Here is a 19,970-nt window from a genome sequence, read left to right on the forward strand (position 1 = left end):
GATTCTAAGAGCATGATGCGGGAAAACGTGACACCACCCGCCCCGCGCGCCCTTTTGATCCCGATACCCGTTCACCTGGATGTGGCACTCTTGGCTTTCCCAATTACCACCCGCATAGCCGCAGCAAAGGGGACCATGGCCGCCACCTCGCCCGAAAACTCCAGGTACACGGAGACCGAGCGCAAATTCGAGGTCGTCGAGTCCACGGTGACGCCCTCGTTCGACGGCCTGTCTGCGGTCGCCCGCGTCGAGCGGTCGCCGTCACAACAGCTCGACGCTGTCTACTTCGACACACCGGGGCGTGACCTCGCCCGGCACCGGATCACGTTGCGCCGCCGAACCGGGGGGTCGGACGCGGGCTGGCATCTGAAGCTGCCTGCCGGACCCGACACTCGCACCGAGGTGCGCGTGCCGCTGGACGACCGCGCGCCTGGCGATCCCGCCGATGCAGTCGTGCCGGAGAGCCTTCGCGACGTCGTGCTCGCGATCGTGCGAGACCGTCCGCTTGCGCCGGTGGCACGGATCAGTACCTCCCGCAGCATCGAGATGCTCTACGGCCCCGACGGTCAGGCGCTGGCCGAGTTCTGCGACGACCAGGTCACCGCCAGCGCCGAGGGCGGCGACGAACAACGTTGGCGTGAATGGGAATTGGAGCTGGTCGAGGCCACCGACCCTGAGTTGTTCGACCGGTTGACCAACCGGCTGCTGGATGCCGGCGCGCAGCCGGCCGGCCACGGTTCCAAGCTTGCCCGCGTGCTCGCCTCGAGTGAGCCCGCCGACGGTGAGGGTGGCGCGGACGAGGCTCCCGCCGCCTCCACGGACCCCCTGCACCGGGCGGTGGCCGAGCAGGTCGAGCAACTGCTCGAGTGGGACCGCGCCCTGCGGGAGGACAGCTACGACTCCGTCCACCAGATGCGGGTGACGACCCGCAAGATCCGCAGCCTGCTGCAGTCGTCGGAAGGGTCGTTCGGCATCACCGACGACGAGTGGATTCTCGACGAACTCCGCGAGCTCGCCGGGGTCCTCGGGGTGGCGCGCGACGCGGAGGTGCTGGCCGAGCGATTCGAGAACGCGCTGGACGATCTACCGGAGGACAACATCCGGGGACCGGTGCGAGAGCGCCTCGTCGAGGGCGCCAAGAAGCGCTACAAGAACGGGTGGAAACGATCGCTGACGGCGGTCCGCTCTCCGCGCTACTTCCGCCTGCTGGACGCTCTCGACGCGCTGGTGGCCGCCGAACCTCCCCCACCACAGCCCGGTGAGGAACCGGCCGAGGCCAACCTGGACTCGGCGTACAAGCGGGTCCGCAAGGCCGCCAAGGCCGCACGCGCCGCAGTCGACGACACCGAGGCCGACACCGACGAAGCGCTGCACCGAATCCGCAAGCGCGCGAAACAACTGCGCTACACCGCGGCTGCCACCGGGGAAAAGAAGGTGGCCGAGCGCGCCAAGGCGATCCAGAGCCTGCTGGGTGATCACCAGGACAGCGTGGTCAGCCGTGCGCACCTGAGCAGGCAGGCCGAGCTGGCGCACGCCGCCGGCGAGGACACCTTCACCTACGGGCTGCTCTACCAGCAGGAGAACGAACTGGCGAAGCGGTGTGAAGACCAGATCGACGATGCACTGGAGAAGCTGGACAAGGCTGTCCGCAAGTCCTGACAGCCCTTGGTCGCCGTGAAGGGCGGATGAGCTGGCCTGTAAGCCGGATTCTGTCCCTCAGCGCCGCGTGAACGGCGGCGAGGCGGCGACCATCCATCTGGACACACCGTCACCGGGTGCCTCGAGCGGCCTACCCGCAGACTCGGGCGAGCAGCCCTCGAACGCCTGCGCTGCCGCGCCTCGCGACGCGACATTCTTGGCCTTGCTTCGGGTGGGGTTTACCTAGCCGCTCCGGTCACCCGGAACGCTGGTGCGCTCTTACCGCACCTTTTCACCCTTACCACCCCAGCACCCGAAGGCGCTGTGGTGGCGGTCTGTTTTCTGTGGCACTTTCCCGCGAGTCACCTCGGATTGCTGTTAGCAATCACCCTGCTCTGTGAAGTCCGGACTTTCCTCGACATCCGGGTCACCCCGGATCCCGCGGCCGCCCAGCCAGCTCATCCGCCCTAACAACGTAATGGTTCGGGTCCCGATTCCGGTAACAGCGGCTCTGCACGGTCGCGGCGGCGATACTTGAGCCATGACGCAGGCTCCCCCGGCCCGCTATCTGATGCGAGCCAAGGATCTGGTCGATGCCCGGTACTCCGAGCCGATCACCGTCGACGACCTCGCTGCGGCGGCCGGGTTGTCGAGGGCCCACTTCAGCCGAATGTTCACCAAGACCTTCGGCGAGTCGCCGCGGGCGTATTTGCAGACCCGTCGCCTGGAGCGCGCCGCGTCACTGCTGCGCCACACCGACCGGACGGTGGCCGACATCTGCGTGATGGTCGGGCTGCAAACCGTCGGCTCGTTCACCACAAGCTTCGCCCGGATCTACGGCCTTCCGCCGGCGGCGTACCGCGCGGCATTGCCGCCCGCTGCCGTCCACGCCGGGTTCCGAGTTGCATCCTGCGTCGCGACACCCGACCCAGAGCAGACAGTCGGGTGGCCAAGACAGCACACGGGAAGAAGACGGGGTCGTCGGCCAAACCGTAGCGTCGCAGCCATGATCAAGATTGCAAGCGTCCACCTATGGGTTCACGACCAGGAAGTTGCATGCAGGTTCTGGACCGAGAAGGTGGGCATGGAAGTGCGGCAGGATGTTTCGCTCCCCGACGTCGACGGCATCTTTCGCTGGCTGACTGTCGGCCCGCCTGGTCAGGACGACGTCTCGATCGTCCTGATGGCGGTGCCGGGCGCACCGGTGATGGACGAGCCCACACGCAAGCAGGTCCTCGACCTCACCGCGAAAGGCTTTGCCGGCACCGTGTTCCTGACCACCGAGGACTGCCGCGCCACGTATGACGCCCTCTGTGCACGCGGTGTCGAGTTCACCGAGGAGCCCCACGAGATGCCATATGGCATCGACTGCGGCTTCCGCGACCCGTCCGGCAACAGCGTTCGACTCACCCAGTTGGCCTAGACCGGGCTAGACGCTCTCAGGCGGTGTCAGGCGGTGTCAGGCGGCGTCGAAGGTGGCCAGGTCGATGCTGAGGTGGCTCTCGGTGAGGCTGATTCGGCGTCGGATTGGTGGTCCGGGTAGTGGTGGGGCGGTGGAGTGGTAGACCGCCCCGGTGGGGGTGCGGTACTCGGCGCGGTGCTCCCCGTCAGCCTCGGTGGTGGTCACTTGCCAGCCGGGGGCTTCTTTGGCGTAGTTGCACGCCCCGCCGGATGGGCATAGAACCGGACACCCGCGCGACCACCGATTACCGCTTCGACACAGAAATCGTCGACCTCACCGACCACGGGGACCGCGTCGCGGTCGCCCTGAACGACGGCACGACCGTCGATACCTCCGCCTTCCCGACTATCCCGGCTGACCGGTCTCGGCCGCCTCCCGGCGCAGCACGATGAGGTTGTCCACCAGCACCCCGGCCTGACCGTCCGGTCCGACCGCATCGCGCTGCGCAGATCCGACCCGCACCCGATCCCACTGCCGCTCGTCGAGTTCGACGGTCTGCAACACTTCCTCGGCGCTGGGGAAGACGTGCTCGCGCAGGTGCGTCGAGGCCCACGGCGGTGCGGCGCCGTGATCAACGATGATCAACACCCCTCCTGGGGCGACGGCATTCGCGGCCGCGGTGAAGATCCGTACCCGGTCGAGGTGAACCGGAGACTGCAGAAACTGTGCCGACACCAGGTCGAAGGTTCCTGCGGGAAACGACTCCGACAGATCCATCTGCTCGAGTCGCACCCGGTCGGTGAGGCCTCGGGCCGCGACTTCAGCTGCTGCGCGGCTCAACGCCGTGTCGGAGATGTCCACCCCCAGCACGTCCCAGCCGTGTTCGGCGAGCCAGAGGGTGTCGCCGCCCTCACCGCAGCCGATATCCAGCGCGCGCCCAGGCGTCAACGGTGTCGCGAATTCCGCCAGCCGGGCGTTGACGTGCCCACTCCAGAACCGCTCACGTTCGGCGTACCTGTCCTCCCAATGCTGCTTGACCTCAGATGCCGTCATATCTCCTCCATCAGACTTCGAACCACAGATGCCGCAGCCGCCGAGCCCGCCGCAACAGCGGCCGCCACCTGAGGCATCTGCGTACACACGTCACCCGCTGCGAACACTCCCGGTGCAGACGTCTGATAGAGCGCGTCGACTTCGACCGCCTCCATCGAAACCGGCCCGGGTTCAACAAAATTCACACCAAGCTGGGCCGCGAGGTCGGTGCGCTGGTGCAACGTCGCAGCCACCAACAGCCCTCGTCGGGCCAGCCTGGATCCGTCGGTGAACACGATCGCCTCCAATTCGCCGTCGACCGATGCCAATCGCTCGATCGGGCGTTCGTCCACCGGAACCTCACTGGCACGCAGGCAGTTCCTGGTTTCCTCGGTGAGATCCTCTGTCCCGTTGGTCAGCACGATCACGTCGTCGGTCCACCCACGTAGCAACCGAGCCATGTGCATCGCACGCTCGCCCTGGGCCAGCACCGCGAGCGGCTGCTCGCGAACCTCCCAGCCGTGGCAGAACGGACAGTGGAACACCGAGCCTCCCCACAGTTCGTCCAGACCGGGCAGTGGTGGTGGGCGGTACTCCATCCCCATGGCCAGCAGCACCCGCTTGACGCGCTCGTGGCTGCCGCCGGCCAGCTCGATGTCGAATCCGCCGTCGCGGCGCTGGGCGGTGCGCACCTCCGCGCTTCGCACCTCGACGCTCGGATACTGTTGCAGCTCTTTTCTGCTCAGCTCGTACAGCTCGGTGGCGGGCCGCCCGTCGTGACCCAGCAGGCCGCCGATCCCCTTGGCCGCCAGGTTGCTCTGTCGGCCGGCATCAACTAGCAGCGTGCGCCGTCGTGCCCGACCGAGCACCAGCGCGGCGCTCAGTCCTGCAGCTCCGCCGCCGACGACCAGGCACTCCCAATCATTTTCCATGACCCGAGCTTGCCCAAACACCGCATCAATGCCAAGCTGGCTTGCCATGGAGGCAAAAGACGAGGACAGCGTGGATCTCCGGGTGCGGCGCCGACTGCGCGAACTACGGCAGCAGCGGGGCATGACGCTCGACGACGTCGCCGGCAGGTCCAACATCGACGTCTCCACGCTCAGCCGGTTGGAATCCGGCAAGCGCCGCCTTGCCCTCGACCACCTGCCCCGGTTGGCCGCTGCACTGTCGGTGAGCACCGACGAGTTGCTCAGCGCCCCCGAAGCGCCCGACCCGCGGGTGCGAGGGGGTGCACACACCCGTCATCTGGTCACCTACTGGCCGTTGACCCGCCAGGGCCCGGCAGGCGGACTCCACGCGTTCAAACTGCGGGTCAGCGCGCGGCGGCGCACCCCACCCGCCGAGCTACCGGTTCACGAAGGGCACGACTGGATGTACGTGCTGTCCGGGCGGCTTCGGTTGATCCTCGGTGACCGTGACTTCGTCATCGAACCCGGTGAGGCCGTGGAGTTCTCGACGTGGACGCCGCACTGGTTCGGCGTCGTCGACGGCCCGGTGGAAGCGATCGCGCTGTTCGGCGCACACGGTGAACGGGCACACCTGCACACTGATCACAGGTAGGCGGTCTGATTGACCAGCCGCACCGATGCCGCGCCGTCCGGATAGAACTCGGCGATCGACAGCGATGCGAGGTCGAGGTGCAGCCGGTACAGAATCGCCGGACCGGCATCGAGCGCCACTCGCAACAGGGTCTTGATCGGCGTCACGTGCGAGACCACCAGGACCGTCTGGCCACTGTGTTCGGCAACGATCCGCTGCTGGGCGCTGCGTACCCGGGTGGCGACGGCGTCGAAGCTCTCCCCGCCCGGCGGCGGCACCGAGGTGTCGCGCAGCCAGCTGCGGTGCAGCTCCGGATCGCGCTCGGCGGCTTCGCCGAATGTGAGTCCTTCCCACGCACCGAAGTCGGTCTCGATCAGGTCCTCGTCGACCACGACGTCGAGGCCCAACTTCCCGGCGGCTGCCGAGGCGGTGTCGTGAGCCCGCCGCAACGGAGAGGACACGACGGCGGCGATGCCGCCGTTCATCCCGAGGTACTGCGCGGCCGCCTCCGCCTGCCGTGCACCGAGATCGGTCAGCTCCGGGTTGCCCCGTCCGGAGTAGCGGCGCTGGACCGACAGTTCGGTCTGCCCGTGACGAAGGAGCAGCAACCGGGTCGGCGCTCCGGAGGCACCCGTCCATCCGGCCGGGTTGGTCACGACTGCCGTGCTGGCCGAAAGGGGGTCGGCGACTTTCGCGACTTCTGCGACGTCGGTGCCTGTCGGGGCATCGACGATGCCTGCGGCGGCATCCATGGCCTCGTTGGCCAGCCGGTCGGCGTGGCTGTTCTCGGCCCGCGGGATCCACTTGTAGGTGATGCGATCGAACTTTCGAGCGATGTCTTTCGCCTGCTGATGCAGCGGCGCGAGGTCGGGGTGCTTGACCCGCCAGCGCCCCGCCATCTGCTCGACCAACAGCTTGGAGTCCAGGCAGACCTCGACCTCGGTCGCGCCGACGCCGACCGCCTCCTCGAGACCTGCGATCAAGCCGCGGTATTCGGCGACGTTGTTGGTCGCCCTGCCGATAGCCGACTTGGCTTCCGCGAGAAGTGTTTTCCGGTCATCCGACCACACCACCGCACCGTAGCCCGCGGGCCCGGGATTGCCACGGGAGCCTCCGTCAGCCTCGACCCGCACCCTCACGCGTGCGAACCCTTGACCCGCAACAGGATCGCCGAGCACTCCGGGCAGCGCAGCACCTCGTCGTCGTCGGCCGCGGCGATCCGCGCCAGCTCACCTCTGTCGATCTCGATCCGGCAGGCGCCGCAGCGCCGGCCCTGCAGAGCCCCGGCACCCACTCCCCCGCGGGCACGCTGACGCTCATACGCCGCGATCAGGCCCTCGTCGATCCCGGCGACGAGATCGTCACGGCGGGAGAGGGATTGGTGCTGCAACTGAGTGAGCTGGCTGCGGGCATCGTCACACACCCGCTGAGCATCGCTCAGCGCGCTCTGCAACACGTCGATGTCGGCCAGAGCACGTTCCTGCTCGGCGGCCAACTCCTCCCGGCGCTCCATCACCTCCAGCAGCGAGTCCTCCAGGCTGGCCTGGCGCCGCTGAAGGGTTTCGAGCTCGTGCTGCAGCTCGGTGAGCTGCTTGGCGTCCACGGTCCCGCCATCGAGCAGGGAGCGGTCGCGATCCTCCCGCTGCCGTACTCCGTCGATCTCGGTCTCGAACTTCGCTATGTGGGCGTCGATGTCGGCGAGAGCGAGCTGCAATGCGGCAAGGCGGTCGTTGGCCTCCTGGTGCGCGCTCTGGGCCTCGTCCAGCGCCCGCTGCTCGGTGAGGTTCTTGGTCCGATGCTGGATCCGCGAGATCTCGGCATCCAGCTCCGCCAACTCGAGTAGCGACTGCTGTTGTGTCACATCAGCTTTCATGTACAGCTTCCTTCGACGTTCCATGGGTCGGTGCGTACGTCGGATACCGTGACCGGCAGCGACGCACCGAAGTGGTTGCGCAACAGTTGAGCCGCCTGGTGGCACCAGGGGAATTCGCTGGCCCAGTGCGCGACGTCGACCAGAGCGACGTCGGAGACCCGCCGGTGCTCGTCGGCGGGATGATGGCGCAGGTCGGCGGTGACGTAGGCCTGCACCCCGGCGGCGGCGACCTCGGCGAGCAACGAGTCACCCGCGCCGCCACACAACGCGACCCGCGACACCGGTGCCGAGGCATCCCCCGACGCGCGCACCCCCCACGACGTCGCGGGAAGCGCGTCACGGACCCGGGCCACGAACGCCGACAGCGGTTCGGGCTCCGGAAGCGTCGCGATGCGTCCCAGCCCCACCTCACCGGTGGTCACCGCGAGTTCGATCACGTCGAATGCGGGCTCCTCGTAGGGATGCGCACCGCGTAGACCGGTCAGCACCGCGGTCCGCCGGGACACCGGGGCGACCATCTCGATCCGGTCCTCGGTCACTCGTTCGACGGTGCCGACCGTCCCGATCGCGGGCGTCGCGCCGTCCTCGGGTAGGAACTCACCGGTGCCGCCGACGCTCCAACTGCACTGTGAGTAGTCGCCGATCTGTCCGGCGCCGGCCGCGAACATCGCCGCGCGCACCGAGTCGGCGTTCGCCGGCGGTACGAACACCACCCACTTGTCCAGGGCCGGCCCGGTCGGCAACGGGGAGAGCACGTCGGTCACCTCCAGGTCCAACGCGTCGGCCAGTGCGTCAGACACCCCGGGGGACGCGCTGTCTGCGTTGGTGTGCGCGGTGAACAGGGCGCGCCCGGTGCGGATCATCGAGTGGATCAGAGCGCCCTTGGCGGAATCAGCGGCCACCGAGTCCACGCCGCGCAACAGCAGCGGATGATGCGCCAGCAGGAGCCCGCGCTCGGGCACCTGCGCCAGCACAGCCGGTGTCGCGTCGACGGCGATCGTCACCGTCTCGACTTCTTCTGCCGGGTCGCCGCAGACCAGGCCGACCGAGTCCCAGCTCTGGGCGAATCGAGGGGGGTAGGCCGCATCGAGCACTTCGATGACGTCCGCGAGCCGGACCGTCATTGCGTCACCCCGAACAGGGAACTGCATCGACTTGCCACATCACGACACTAGTGCGGGTCGGCCCCGGCCAGGCATCAGGGACAATGGAGCCGTGACAGACACGCTGGACAGCACGCAGAACTCGGCGCAGGTGAGCCGCGGCGATCTGGTGATCTTCGATCTGGACGGCACGTTGACCGATTCGGCCGAGGGCATCGTCGCCAGTTTCCGCCACGCGCTGCAGACCGTCGGCGCCGCCGTGCCGGACGGTGACCTGGTCAGCCGGATCGTCGGCCCACCTATGCACCACACGCTGCGGGAGATGGGCCTCGGAGAGCACGCCGACGCGGCGATCGCCGCCTACCGCGCCGACTACACGAGCCGTGGCTGGTCGATGAACCGCCCGTTCGCCGGGATCCCCGCGCTGCTCGCCGACCTGCAGAGCGCCGGCGTCCGGCTGGCCGTGGCCACCTCGAAGGCCGAGCCGACTGCGCGGCGCATCCTCGCCCACTTCGGCCTCGACACCTGGTTCGAGGTGATCGCGGGGGCCAGCGTCGACGGTAGCCGGGCGTCCAAGGCCGACGTGGTGGCGCATGCACTGGCGCAGCTCGCGCCTCTCCCGGACCGGGTGATGATGGTCGGCGACCGGTCCCATGACGTCGAGGGGGCCGCCGCCCACGGCATCGGCACCATCGTCGTCGGCTGGGGCTACGGGCGCGCCGACTTCACCGCCGACGACAGCCCCCGGGCACAGGCGCACGTCGCCGACGTCGACGACCTACGGGAGGCGTTGGGTGTCTGACGCTGCGGTCCTCCACATCACTTTCATCTGCTCGGGCAACATCTGCCGCAGCCCGATGGCAGAGAAGATGTTCGCCCACCAGATCGGCGAGCGTGGCCTGGCCGACGTGGTGCGGGTCACCAGCGCGGGCACCGGTCACTGGCATGAGGGCGAACCCGCCGACCGCCGTGCCGGGCAGGTGCTGCGCGGCCACGGCTACCCGACCGCGCATCGCGCCGCTCAGATCGGTGACGACCACCTGTCGGCCGATCTGGTGGTGGCGCTGGGCCGAAACCATTTCCGCATGCTGCAGCACCTGGGGGTGCAGGCCGACCGGCTGCGGTTGCTGCGGTCCTTCGACCCGAGGTCGGGGGCACATGTCGACGACGTGGAGGATCCCTACTACGGCACCCACGACGACTTCGAAGACGTCTTCGCGGTGATCGACGCGTCGCTGCCCGGCTTGCACGCCTGGGTGGACGAGTGGCTGGCCGACCGGGAACAGGTGAGCTGACCATGCGTCGCTGGGCGTTCCTGCTGCGGCCGCAGTGGCTGGCGTTGTACGTGGTGGTGGCGGCGTTCGCCTACCTGTGCTTCACCGTGCTGGCGCCGTGGCAGCTGGGCAAGAACACCGCGACGTCGCGGGAGAACGCGCAGATCGCGAGCTCGCTGGAAGCCGAACCGGTCCCGGTGACGACGGTTCTGCCGCAGCAGGATTCCGCCGCCCCCGACGAGCAGTGGCACAGGGTGACGGCCACCGGACGCTACCTGGCCGAGGGGCAGGTCCTGGCCAGGCTGCGGGTCATCGACGGCGAGCCCGCGTTCGAGGTGCTGGCCCCGTTCGCAGTGGAGGGCGGGCCGACCGTGCTCGTCGACCGCGGCTACGTGCGCCCCGTCGAGGGTTCGCAGGTGCCGGCCATCGAGCCGCCGCCCGCCGGGACCGTGACGATCACCGCCCGACTCCGCGACCCCGAAGGCGTCGCCGTGGGAAAGGACCCGTTCCTGGCTGACGACATCCAGCAGGTCTACTCGATCAACACCGGCCAGATCTCCGACCTCACCGGTGTCCCGCTGGCGGGCTCATACCTGCAACTGGTCGACGGTCAGCCCGGCGGCCTGGGCGTCATCCCGCTGCCCCATCTCGACGCCGGACCGTTCCTGTCCTACGGCATCCAGTGGATCGCGTTCGGGATCATCGCGCCGATCGGCGTCGGCTACTTCGTGTACTCCGAACTACAGGTGCGACGTCGGGAGAAGGCCGCAGCCACGGCGACGGCCGAGGCCGCCTCGGCACGAGACGCCGCCGGTGAACCCGCGCTACCGGTCACGGCAGAGGAGAAACTCGCCGACCGCTACGGGAAGCGACGCTGACCGCCGCGACCGCGGCAGCCACCTGAACGGCGCGCGACAACCGCACCGCCCGGACGAGATCTGCAGCCTCCGGGGCCGCGCCGTCACCGAGCGTCGGCCGGATCTCCAGCTCGTGGGCGTACTGCGTGGGACCACCGAGACGCACCCCGAGAGCGCCGGCGAAGGTAGCCTCCGCGACCCCGGCGTTCGGGCTCGGGTGTTTACGCGCGTCCCGTCGCCAGGCCCGCACCGCGGCCACCGGCGACCCCCCGACCACAGGGGCGCACACGGCGACCAGCACGCCGGTGAGCCGAGCGCCGGCGAGGTTGACGAGATCATCGAAACGAGCTGCGGCCCAACCGAACCGGGCATACCGCGGGGAACGGTTGCCGATCATCGCGTCCAATGTGTTGGCGGCTCGGTACACCAGCACTGCGGGCGTGCCCCCGACTGCCGCCCACACCAGTGGGCTGACCTGGGCATCGGAGGTGTTCTCGGCGATGGACTCCAGCGCCGCACGGGCCAAACCCGGCGGGTCCAGAACCGCGGGGTCACGGCCGCACAGCGACGGCAGCAGCCGGCGCGCTCCTTCGATGTCATCGGCCTGCAGCAAGCCGGCCATCTGGTCACCGGTCCGGCACAGGGTCGTCCCGCCCAGCGCGACGAACGTCGCGGCCGCGACACACGCCGCCTCTCGCAGCGCGCCGCGGCCGCCCGCCCGTTCGGCGAGGGCTCCCAGGGCGGCGACGGCGGCCAGCAGTCCGGCGCTGTGCACGACACCCGCGGCCCGGCTGTCTGAATAGCTGTGCCGTTCCAAAGCCGCTGCACCGCTGCCGAACAGCGCGACCGGGTGAGCGCGCCGCGGATCGCCGAACACCGCGTCGGCCGCGACACCCGCGACGACGCCCGCGGCACGGGCCCCTATGAAAAGCACCACGGCAGCGTCTCACAGCACGAATCGCCCAAAGCCGCGAGGTTCAGCTGTCACACTGTGCGCATGGGCGATGTGATCTTGACCGCAGCAACGATCATCACCATGGACGACGCCACCCCGCGGGCTCAGGCGGTGGCCGTCTCCGGCGGCCAGATCGCCGCGGTGGGCAGCCTCGAGGACTGCCGGGCGGCACTCCCCGACGCCGAAGTGGTCGACACCGGGGCCGCTGCGCTGGCACCGGGATTTGTTGAGCCACACGGTCATCCGCTGATCAGCGGGGTGGCCACCCAGGCCCCGGCCCGGTCCATCGCGCCGTGGGACGCGGCGAGCTGGGCCGACGTGCAGAAGGTCTTCGCCGACGCGATCGCCACCACCGATCCGCAAACCCCACTGTGGTTCACCGGCTACGACGCCCTCCTGCATGGCCACCCGGCGCCCAAGGCCGACGAACTCGACGCCATCTTCGGCGACCGGGTCACGGTGATCACCGACAACTCGGGGCACGGCGTGTACTTCAACTCGGCGACGATCAGGCTCCACGGTTGGGACACCGACCCGCCCGCCGACCCGGTCGCGTCGCACTACGGCCGCAACGCCGACGGATCGCTGAACGGTCAGGGCTTCGAGTTGCCGGTGGTCACGGCGGTGGTCGGGCCGTTGATGGCCCAGATGGGCGACCCACTGCTGTCGGGCGCCCACTACTACGCGCTGATGTCACGCGGCGGCTACACCTCGACCTCCGACATGACCTACGACCCGAAGTTCGCCGCCGGCTACGAGGCGCTGGCAGCGGCGCCGTCGTGCCCGCTGCGGGTCAGCATGTGGGAGATGTCGATCACCGACACCTATTCGGAGACAACCACTTTCACCGCCGGCGAGGCCTGGCTGACTAAGGCGGGCGTCAAGCTGTGGACCGACGGCTCACCGTGGGTGGGCAACATCGCGATCTCGTTTCCCTACCTGGACACCGAGGCCACCCGCACGGCCGGGATCGACCCGGCCACCGCGGGTGGTGCCGAGTCGATGAACTACTCTCGCGCGCAGCTCGACGAGATCCTCGACCACGCCGCACCGAAGGGCTGGCAGATGGCGTTCCACGCCAACGGCGACCTGGCCCTGGACCTCGCGCTGGACGCCTACGAGAACGCGCTGCACCGGCACTCCCTGATGGGAACCGACCATCGCTGGCGGCTGGAGCACTGCGGTGCCGGCACCCGCGCACACTTCGACCGGGCCGCCCGGCTGGGCGTCCACGTGTCGTTGGCGCCGTTCCAGTACTACTACTGGGGAGAACTGCTCGACGGCGCGATGTTCGACAGCGAGCACGGTGCCCGCTGGGCCGCGTTCGCCGACGCCGTCGCCTCCGGGGCGTGCGTGTCGCTGCACAACGACGGATCGGTGTCGCCGCCCCTACCGGTCGTCAACATCGCCACCGCAGTCACCCGGCGCACCCGCAACGGCACCGTGCACGGCGCCGATCAGGCGATCTCGCTGGATCAGGCGTGGCGCGCCCAGACCATCAACGCGGCCCGCACGCTGCGTCGAGAGCATCTGGTCGGGTCCATCGCGCCGGGCAAGCTGGCCGATTTCGTCGAGCTGACCGCCGACCCGTGGACCGTGGAGCCGGCCGAGCTGATCGACGCGGTGCGGGTGAGCGGGACCTGGCTGGGCGGGCGCCGGGTCGACCTCGACGAGTTCCTCACCGCCGTCGGAGGCGGCGACAACGCCGAGCATGCGCACCTGGCCGAGCGCAGCGCACCGGGCTGCTGCTGAACATCCGAAGGGGCCGGGGTCACTCGGATCCGGTGCCGTGAACAGCGGCAAGAAGCACCAGGTTTGTCAGTAGGACCAGTACGCCCAGACAGGCGCCGAGCACGGCATCCCACCGGCTGGGAGCCAGACCCCGGTCGTATCGGTCGAATCCGATGAGGCCGGCGATGACCGCGCCGATGGCAGCGGGAATGGTGACGAACTCCCCCACGACGGGGACGAACATGAGCGCGGTCGCCAGCACCCCGAGGATCAGGGCGAGGTGTCCAGCACCGCCGGGCGGCGATGGCCTCGGCGTGTTGAGTGACCGCGTCGTCACACGTGTTCGCGCTCAGGCAACAGTGTCTCCGAAGAACACCGCACCAAGGCTACCGACACATACCCCGACCGGCGGGCCGAACGATGGTGGGCGCGGACGGTATCGAACCGCCGACCGCTGGTGTGTAAAACCAGAGCTCTACCACTGAGCTACGCGCCCGATCCCGGGCAGGCTACACGCACCTCGCCTGCCACCGGAAATTCTCTCAGCCCGGTCGCAACGCGGCCAGCGCATGTGACCACACGGCGCGGTCGCGCATCTCGCCGGGCTGCTTGCATTCGGCGAAGCGGATCACTCCCGAGCGGTCCACCGCGAAGGTCCCCCGGTTGGCGAACCCGCTCTCGTCGTTGAACACGCGATAGGCCTGGCTGACCGCGCCGTGCGGCCAGAAGTCGGCCAGCACCGGGAACGTGAAGCCGCGCTGGGCCGCCCACACCTTGTGCGTCGGCGACGGTCCCACCGAGATGGCCAGCGTGGCGGTCTCGTCGTTGACGAAATCGTCCGGGTGATCGCGGATCTCGTCCAGCTCACGGGCACAGATGCTGGTGAACGCGAGCGGGAAGAAGACCAGCAGCACGTTCTTGGCACCACGAAGGGAGCTCAGCGTCACCGGCTGGTTGTTCTGATCCTTGAGCGTGAAGTCCGGTGCGTCCTCGCCGACACCAAGCACGCGCTACCGCTGCCGTCTGCTCTTCGCGCAAGCGCTCATCGCTGCTTGGTGATGGCGTTTGCCTTCGGCTGCACCAGACGACTGGCGGACCAGTCCCCCAGGTTCGCCGACGATGTCTGCATCAGTCCCGCAGTCGGTGCCGACTCCGCGATCTCGGCCGGCTGCACGTGCCCGGCCTTGCCGGTCTTGGGAGTGACGACCCAGATGACGCCGTCGTCGGCAAGCGGGGTGATCGCATCCATCAGCGTGTCGACGAGGTCGCCGTCCCCGTCACGCCACCACAGGAGCACCACGTCGATGACTTCGTCGGAGTCCTCGTCGAGCAGGTCTGCGCCGCACGCATCCTCGATGGCGAACCGGATGTCGTCGTCGGTGTCCTCGTCCCAGCCCAGTTCCTGCACGACCTGATCTTTTTCGATGCCCAGTCTCTGGGCGTAGTTCGGGGGGTCACCCGCCGAGACCACCTTCAGTCCTCCTTCAGCCGACTCGCTCATTGTGCGCTGTGTCATGTTCGTCTCGCCCTATCGTCGCACGGCCTGCTGCGTCAGCGGACGTGTGATGGCAGGTTTCATCGGTATGCCGCGTCGCATCGGTCCAGCGCGACGGTCTTGGAGTCATTCAGTCGGGTGATCGCGGAGTTGAATTCCTCGGTCCCGTAATTGCCCACGATGGCGGTCGCGACGGCCCGCGCGGCATCCACCCAGCCGTTGAGCGCGTCCCGCAGTTCGGGGGGCAGCAGGTCGGACACGGTGCCCCCGACCAGGTCGGCGCTGAGGTTCAGCGCGTCCACCGCCGGACCGGCGGTGCGTGCGATGTCGGCGGGGTTGGAGTTGAATGCGGCGACGTAGGTGTTGACAGCGCCGATGGCATCGGCGCTGCTCGAGCTCATCGCCTCGCAGGAGGTCTGGATCGCCTCGGTGGTCAAGGTCTGCTGGCGTTCGGCCTCGCGGGCGCTCGAACTGGCCGCAGACTCCTCGAGCGAGGCCGACACCGATGCCCGGTACAGGGGAGCCTCACCTTCGGCCACCGCGGCGTCGCCGTCGGTGACGCTGGTGCACCCGACGATGATCATCGCCAGCGCCGCCAGGATGCCGGTGACGAAGCCGGCGACCCGGGCACGGGGCGCGCTCAGCCAACCCATCAGCACCGTGCAGACGTTACCGGTTCACCTGTCGGTCCACACGCACGTTCGGGTGCTGATCGACGGTTCCCCGCACTCCCGCCACCCCTTCGTCGCGGATGGGGCAGGATTGGACGAGGATGGGACCATCCGGGCGCGAGAAGCGAGGCAAACCCACTTCGCGGATCGCGCACATTTACCCCGCCTAACAAGGAGCGGAAGTTGACCACCGAGTTCGTGCGCCAGGATCTGGCCCAAAACTCCAGCAGCACAAGCGAACCCGACCGGGTTCGGGTCATCCGGGAAGGTGTCGCGTCGTATCTGCCGGACATCGATCCCGAGGAGACCGGCGAGTGGCTCGAGTCCTTCGACGACCTTCTCGACCGATCCGGGCCCGCCCGCGCCCGCTACCTGATGTTGCGGTTGCTCGAGCGCGCCGGAGAGCAGCGCGTCGCCATCCCGGCGTTGACCTCCACCGACTACGTCAACACCATCCCGACCGAGCTGGAGCCGTGGTTCCCCGGCGACGAGGACGTCGAACGCCGCTACCGCGCCTGGATCCGCTGGAACGCCGCGATCATGGTGCACCGGGCTCAGCGGCCTGGAGTCGGTGTCGGCGGCCATATTTCGACCTACGCGTCCTCGGCGGCTCTCTACGAGGTGGGGTTCAACCACTTCTTCCGCGGTAAGTCGCACCCCGGCGGCGGAGATCAGATCTTCATCCAGGGCCACGCGTCGCCGGGCATCTACGCCCGGGCGTTCCTGGAGGGAAGACTCAGCTCCGATCAACTCGACGGTTTCCGGCAGGAGCACAGCCACCCCGGCGGGGGTATCCCGTCCTATCCGCATCCGCGCCTGATGCCCGATTTCTGGGAGTTCCCCACGGTGTCGATGGGCCTGGGCCCGATGAACGCCATCTATCAGGCCCGGTTCAACCACTATCTGCACGACCGCGGCATCAAGGACACCTCCAACCAGCATGTGTGGGCGTTCCTGGGCGACGGCGAGATGGACGAGCCGGAAAGCCGCGGCCTGACCCACGTCGCGGCGCTCGAAGGGCTGGACAACCTGACCTTCGTCGTCAACTGCAACCTGCAGCGTCTCGACGGCCCGGTACGCGGCAACGGCAAGATCATCCAGGAGCTGGAGTCGTTCTTCCGCGGTGCCGGCTGGAACGTGATCAAGGTGGTGTGGGGCCGCGAGTGGGATGCGCTGCTGCATGCCGACCGTGACGGCGCGCTGGTCAACCTGATGAACACCACCCCGGACGGGGACTACCAGACGTACAAGGCCAACGACGGCGGCTACGTCCGCGACCACTTCTTCGGACGTGACCCGCGGACCAAGGCGCTGGTCGAGCCGATGTCGGACACCGAGATCTGGAACCTCAAGCGCGGCGGTCACGACTACCGCAAGGTCTACGCCGCCTACCACGCCGCGATGGAGCACAAGGGCCAGCCGACGGTGATCCTGGCCAAGACGATCAAGGGTTACTCGCTGGGCTCGCATTTCGAGGGCCGCAACGCCACCCACCAGATGAAGAAGCTGGCGCTGGAGGATCTGAAGAACTTCCGCGACGCCCAGCGCATCCCGGTCAGCGACGAGAAGCTCGAGGCCGACCCCTATCTGCCGCCGTACTACCACCCCGGGCCGGAGGCGCCGGAGATCCGGTACCTGCTCGATCGCCGACGAGCGCTGGGCGGGTTCCTGCCCGAGCGGCGCACCAAGTCCAAGCCCCTGACCCTCCCCGCCCGCGACGCCTACAAGGCGTTGAAGAAGGGTTCGGGCAAGCAGGAGGTCGCCACCACCATGGCGACGGTCCGCACGTTCAAGGAGATCCTGCGCGACAAGAACATCGGGGACCGGATCGTGCCGATCATCCCCGACGAGGCGCGCACCTTCGGCATGGACTCGTGGTTCCCGAGCCTGAAGATCTACAACCGCAACGGGCAGCTGTACACCTCGGTGGACGCCGAACTGATGCTGGCCTACAAGGAAAGCGAAGTCGGGCAGATCCTGCACGAGGGCATCAACGAGGCCGGGTCGATGGGCACCTTCATCGCCGCAGGCTCGTCGTATGCCACCCACAACGAGCCGATGATCCCCATCTACATCTTCTACTCGATGTTCGGGTTCCAGCGCACCGGTGACAGCTTCTGGGCGGCCGCCGACCAGATGGCGCGCGGGTTCGTCCTGGGCGCCACCGCGGGCCGCACCACGCTCGTCGGCGAGGGACTGCAGCACGCCGACGGGCATTCGCTGCTGCTGGCCTCCACCAACCCGGCCGCGGTGGCCTACGACCCCGCGTTCGCCTACGAGATCGCCTACATCATCGAAAGCGGCCTGGACCGGATGTACGGCAAGAACCCCGAGAACGTGTACTTCTACATCACGATCTACAACGAGCCCTACTCCCAGCCGCCCGAGCCGGAAGGACTCGATGTCGACGGGTTGCTGCGCGGCATCTACCGCTACCAGCAGGCGCCGGAGAAGAAGTCCCATGCGGCACAGATCCTGGTGTCCGGCGTGGCGATGCCCTCGGCGCTCAAGGCCGCCCAGATGCTCGCCGCGGAATGGGATGTCGCCGCCGACGTGTGGTCGGTGACCAGCTGGAACGAACTCAACCGCGACGGCGTGGCGATCGAGAAGGAGCGGCTGCGCCACCCCGACCGCGAGCCCGGTACGCCGTATGTCACCAAGGCGCTCGCCGAAGCGGCCGGCCCGGTGGTGGCGGTCTCGGACTGGATGCGTGCGGTGCCCGAACAGATCAGGCCCTGGGTGCCCGGCACCTACGTCACCCTCGGCACCGACGGTTTCGGCTTCTCCGACACCCGACCCGCCGCGCGCCGTTACTTCAACACCGACGCCGAGTCGATCGTCGTAGCAGTGCTGGAAGGCCTGGCCCGCGACGGCAACATCGACATGTCGGCGGCGGTCGAGGCCGCGAAGAAGTACGAGATCGACGATGTGATGGCGGCGCCGGAGCAGACGTCGGACCCCGGAGTCGCGTAAGCGACGACATTCGGCCAGGGCGTCGCCTGATACCACGAGTTCCTTGGAGGGATTCCCCAAAAACAGGCGTAGATTTTAGGGATGACCGACAACAATCGGTTCATCCCGCCGCGATCGACGGTCGAAGTGCTGGAGAACGTTCCCGAGTCCGCACTGCGCCGGCTCAAGCAGTACTCCGGACGGTTGGCCACCCAAGCCGTGCACTACATGGAGGAACGGCTGCCGTTCTTCGCCGACCTGGAGGCGTCGCAACGGGCCAGTGTCCAGCTGGTGGTACAGACCGCGATCGTCAACTTCGTCGAGTGGATGCGTAATCCCCAGAGCGACGTGAGCTACACCGCGCAGGCGTTCGAGGTGGTACCCCAGGATCTGCGCCGGCGCATCGCGCTGCGCCAGTCCGTCGAGATGGTGCGCATCACGATGGAGTTCTTCGAGGAAGTGGTGCCGCTGCTGGCGCGCTCCGAGGAGCAACTGACCGCGCTGACCGCGGGCATCCTGCGCTACAGCCGGGACCTCGCCTTCGCCGCTGCCAGCGCGTACGCCGACCAGGCCGAGGCCCGCGGCGCGTGGGACACCCGGATGGAGGCCAACCTGGTCGACGCCGTCGTCCGCGGCGACCTCGGCCCGGAGTTGCAGTCCCAGGCCGCCGCGCTGAACTGGGACGCCACCGCTCCCGCGACGGTCCTGGTCGGGACGCCGCAACCCGGCCGGATGGACTTCGCCAGCGACGACGTCCACGACGTGGCCAAGCGCAACGGCCGGGCCGCCCTGTCCGACGTCCACGGCACCTGGCTGGTCACCATCGTCTCCGGCGGACTGTCACCGACCGATCGCTTCCTCTCGGAGTTGATGAAGGTCTTCGACGCCGGGCCGGTGGTGGTCGGGCCGACGGCGCCGACGCTGGGCGCGGCGCACCGCAGCGCCACCGAGGCGATCGCCGGGATGAACGCGGTGGCCGGCTGGGCGGGCGCCCCGCGGCCGGTGGCGGCCCGCGAGTTGCTGCCCGAGCGGGCACTGTTGGGTGACGCCACCGCGGCGGTGGCACTCGAAGCCGAGGTGATGCGGCCGCTCTCGGACGCCGGCCCGGCATTGATGGAGACGTTGGACGCCTACCTGGACTCCGGCGGCGCCATCGAGGCTTGCGCACGCAAATTGTTCGTTCATCCAAATACCGTCAGGTATCGGCTCAAACGGATCGCGGATTTCACGGGCCGCGATCCGACGGTTCCGCGCGACTCCTATGTGTTGCGGGTGGCCTCCACGGTGGGCAGGCTGACCCGCCAGGCTCAGCAGTCGACCTCTGCGGTCGGCGGATCCGCACAGGCCGCAGGTGTTACTCCAGTCACACTCGCGGACCAAACGGGCGCATGACAGATTGCAGTCCGGTCTCAGTGGAGTCCCATCACATGCGGTTTTGTGGAGTA

At 68.3% G+C, this 19,970-nt stretch carries 19 protein-coding genes, 1 tRNA gene, 1 other RNA gene and 2 pseudogenes; 10 read left to right on the forward strand and 13 right to left on the reverse strand.

The window, feature by feature from the left end; genetic code table 11:
- Positions 1–135 precede the first annotated feature (135 nt).
- A complete protein-coding gene (locus tag G6N53_RS21700; RefSeq protein WP_163891957.1) occupies positions 136–1,659 on the forward strand; it encodes a CYTH and CHAD domain-containing protein in 1,524 nt (507 codons plus the stop codon).
- A 23-nt stretch (positions 1,660–1,682) separates the two neighbouring features.
- On the opposite strand, the gene rnpB is transcribed toward G6N53_RS21700, so the two are convergent.
- An RNA gene (gene rnpB, locus G6N53_RS21705) (RNase P RNA component class A) lies at positions 1,683–2,099 on the reverse strand.
- 80 nt (positions 2,100–2,179) lie between these two features.
- On the opposite strand from rnpB, the pseudogene G6N53_RS21710 reads away from it, so the two are divergent.
- Together G6N53_RS21710 and G6N53_RS21715 are read left to right on the forward strand one after the other, a co-directional pair.
- Positions 2,180–2,634: pseudogene (locus tag G6N53_RS21710) on the forward strand (helix-turn-helix transcriptional regulator).
- 10 nt (positions 2,635–2,644) lie between these two features.
- Positions 2,645–3,061, forward strand: coding sequence for a VOC family protein (locus G6N53_RS21715; RefSeq protein ID WP_163891960.1), 417 nt, complete (start codon positions 2,645–2,647; stop codon positions 3,059–3,061).
- A 36-nt stretch (positions 3,062–3,097) separates the two neighbouring features.
- Here the strand turns inward: G6N53_RS21715 and G6N53_RS21720 are convergent.
- The 3 genes and pseudogenes from G6N53_RS21720 to G6N53_RS21730 all read right to left on the reverse strand — a co-directional run.
- A pseudogene (locus G6N53_RS21720) lies at positions 3,098–3,301 on the reverse strand (HNH endonuclease); the annotation flags it as partial.
- 144 nt (positions 3,302–3,445) lie between these two features.
- The gene (locus G6N53_RS21725; protein ID WP_163891964.1) at positions 3,446–4,093 is read right to left on the reverse strand and encodes a class I SAM-dependent methyltransferase; all 648 of its coding nucleotides are present in this window, start codon (positions 4,091–4,093) and stop codon (positions 3,446–3,448) included.
- Positions 4,090–5,004, reverse strand: a complete 915-nt coding sequence (locus G6N53_RS21730; RefSeq protein WP_163891967.1) for an NAD(P)/FAD-dependent oxidoreductase — start codon at positions 5,002–5,004, stop codon at positions 4,090–4,092. The genes G6N53_RS21725 and G6N53_RS21730 overlap by 4 nt, the downstream gene beginning before the upstream one ends.
- A gap of 46 nt (positions 5,005–5,050) precedes the next feature.
- On the opposite strand from G6N53_RS21730, the gene G6N53_RS21735 reads away from it, so the two are divergent.
- Complete coding sequence (locus G6N53_RS21735) at positions 5,051–5,635, forward strand: type II toxin-antitoxin system RelB family anti-toxin (protein ID WP_163891970.1); 585 nt, start codon at positions 5,051–5,053, stop codon at positions 5,633–5,635.
- Here the strand turns inward: G6N53_RS21735 and G6N53_RS21740 are convergent.
- Genes G6N53_RS21740 through G6N53_RS21750 form a run of 3 tightly spaced genes read right to left on the reverse strand, consistent with a single transcriptional unit; the run spans position 5,626 to position 8,611 of the window.
- Entirely contained in the window at positions 5,626–6,753 is a 1,128-nt protein-coding gene (locus tag G6N53_RS21740; RefSeq protein WP_163891973.1) for a bifunctional RNase H/acid phosphatase, read from the reverse strand. The two genes, G6N53_RS21735 and G6N53_RS21740, sit on opposite strands and share 10 nt — an antisense overlap.
- A complete protein-coding gene (locus G6N53_RS21745) occupies positions 6,750–7,487 on the reverse strand; it encodes a zinc ribbon domain-containing protein (protein WP_163891977.1) in 738 nt (245 codons plus the stop codon). Before G6N53_RS21745 ends, G6N53_RS21740 begins: the two co-directional genes overlap by 4 nt.
- Positions 7,484–8,611: a Nif3-like dinuclear metal center hexameric protein gene (locus G6N53_RS21750; RefSeq protein ID WP_163891979.1), complete on the reverse strand. Its 1,128-nt coding sequence runs from the start codon at positions 8,609–8,611 to the stop codon at positions 7,484–7,486. Before G6N53_RS21750 ends, G6N53_RS21745 begins: the two co-directional genes overlap by 4 nt.
- Before the next feature lie 91 nt (positions 8,612–8,702).
- Here G6N53_RS21750 and G6N53_RS21755 point away from each other — a divergent pair, with 91 nt between their 5' ends.
- From G6N53_RS21755 to G6N53_RS21765, 3 genes are read left to right on the forward strand one after another with little or no spacing between them, the layout of a single operon-like run.
- Entirely contained in the window at positions 8,703–9,392 is a 690-nt protein-coding gene (locus G6N53_RS21755) for an HAD-IA family hydrolase (protein WP_237166602.1), read from the forward strand.
- The gene (locus G6N53_RS21760; protein WP_163891987.1) at positions 9,385–9,885 is read left to right on the forward strand and encodes a low molecular weight protein-tyrosine-phosphatase; all 501 of its coding nucleotides are present in this window, start codon (positions 9,385–9,387) and stop codon (positions 9,883–9,885) included. The genes G6N53_RS21755 and G6N53_RS21760 overlap by 8 nt, the downstream gene beginning before the upstream one ends.
- A gap of 2 nt (positions 9,886–9,887) precedes the next feature.
- Entirely contained in the window at positions 9,888–10,742 is an 855-nt protein-coding gene (locus tag G6N53_RS21765; protein ID WP_163896197.1) for an SURF1 family cytochrome oxidase biogenesis protein, read from the forward strand.
- Here the strand turns inward: G6N53_RS21765 and G6N53_RS21770 are convergent.
- Positions 10,696–11,646 carry a cobalamin biosynthesis protein gene (locus tag G6N53_RS21770; RefSeq protein ID WP_163896194.1) on the reverse strand — a complete coding sequence of 317 codons (951 nt, stop codon included), beginning with the start codon at positions 11,644–11,646 and terminating at the stop codon, positions 10,696–10,698. The genes G6N53_RS21765 and G6N53_RS21770 overlap by 47 nt on opposite strands.
- 72 nt (positions 11,647–11,718) lie before the next feature.
- Between G6N53_RS21770 and G6N53_RS21775 the strand changes: the two genes are divergently transcribed.
- Positions 11,719–13,428, forward strand: a complete 1,710-nt coding sequence (locus tag G6N53_RS21775) for an amidohydrolase (protein ID WP_163891990.1) — start codon at positions 11,719–11,721, stop codon at positions 13,426–13,428.
- A 19-nt stretch (positions 13,429–13,447) separates the two neighbouring features.
- Here G6N53_RS21775 and G6N53_RS21780 read toward each other — a convergent pair whose 3' ends face one another.
- The 5 genes from G6N53_RS21780 to G6N53_RS21800 all read right to left on the reverse strand — a co-directional run bounded on the left by G6N53_RS21780 (position 13,448) and on the right by G6N53_RS21800 (position 15,555).
- Complete coding sequence (locus G6N53_RS21780; protein WP_163891993.1) at positions 13,448–13,744, reverse strand: hypothetical protein; 297 nt, start codon at positions 13,742–13,744, stop codon at positions 13,448–13,450.
- Between the two features lie 84 nt (positions 13,745–13,828).
- A tRNA-Val gene (locus G6N53_RS21785) sits at positions 13,829–13,903 on the reverse strand.
- A gap of 46 nt (positions 13,904–13,949) precedes the next feature.
- On the reverse strand, positions 13,950–14,414 hold the full coding sequence (locus G6N53_RS21790) for a peroxiredoxin (protein ID WP_163891996.1): 465 nt from the start codon (positions 14,412–14,414) through the stop codon (positions 13,950–13,952).
- A 35-nt stretch (positions 14,415–14,449) separates the two neighbouring features.
- On the reverse strand, positions 14,450–14,923 hold the full coding sequence (locus tag G6N53_RS21795; protein ID WP_276000290.1) for a DUF3052 domain-containing protein: 474 nt from the start codon (positions 14,921–14,923) through the stop codon (positions 14,450–14,452).
- 59 nt (positions 14,924–14,982) lie between these two features.
- Positions 14,983–15,555 (reverse strand): Rv2240c family protein, encoded by a 573-nt coding sequence (locus tag G6N53_RS21800; RefSeq protein ID WP_205390586.1) that lies wholly within the window; start codon positions 15,553–15,555, stop codon positions 14,983–14,985.
- 201 nt (positions 15,556–15,756) lie between these two features.
- Here G6N53_RS21800 and aceE point away from each other — a divergent pair, with 201 nt between their 5' ends.
- The gene (gene aceE / locus G6N53_RS21805; protein ID WP_163892002.1) at positions 15,757–18,546 is read left to right on the forward strand and encodes a pyruvate dehydrogenase (acetyl-transferring), homodimeric type; all 2,790 of its coding nucleotides are present in this window, start codon (positions 15,757–15,759) and stop codon (positions 18,544–18,546) included.
- 81 nt (positions 18,547–18,627) lie between these two features.
- Positions 18,628–19,917, forward strand: coding sequence for a PucR family transcriptional regulator (locus tag G6N53_RS21810; protein WP_163892005.1), 1,290 nt, complete (start codon positions 18,628–18,630; stop codon positions 19,915–19,917).
- The last annotated feature ends 53 nt before the right edge of the window (positions 19,918–19,970 follow it).

The sequence above is a fragment of the Mycolicibacterium hippocampi genome, from assembly GCF_010723735.1.
GTDB classification, from domain to species: domain Bacteria; phylum Actinomycetota; class Actinomycetes; order Mycobacteriales; family Mycobacteriaceae; genus Mycobacterium; species Mycobacterium hippocampi.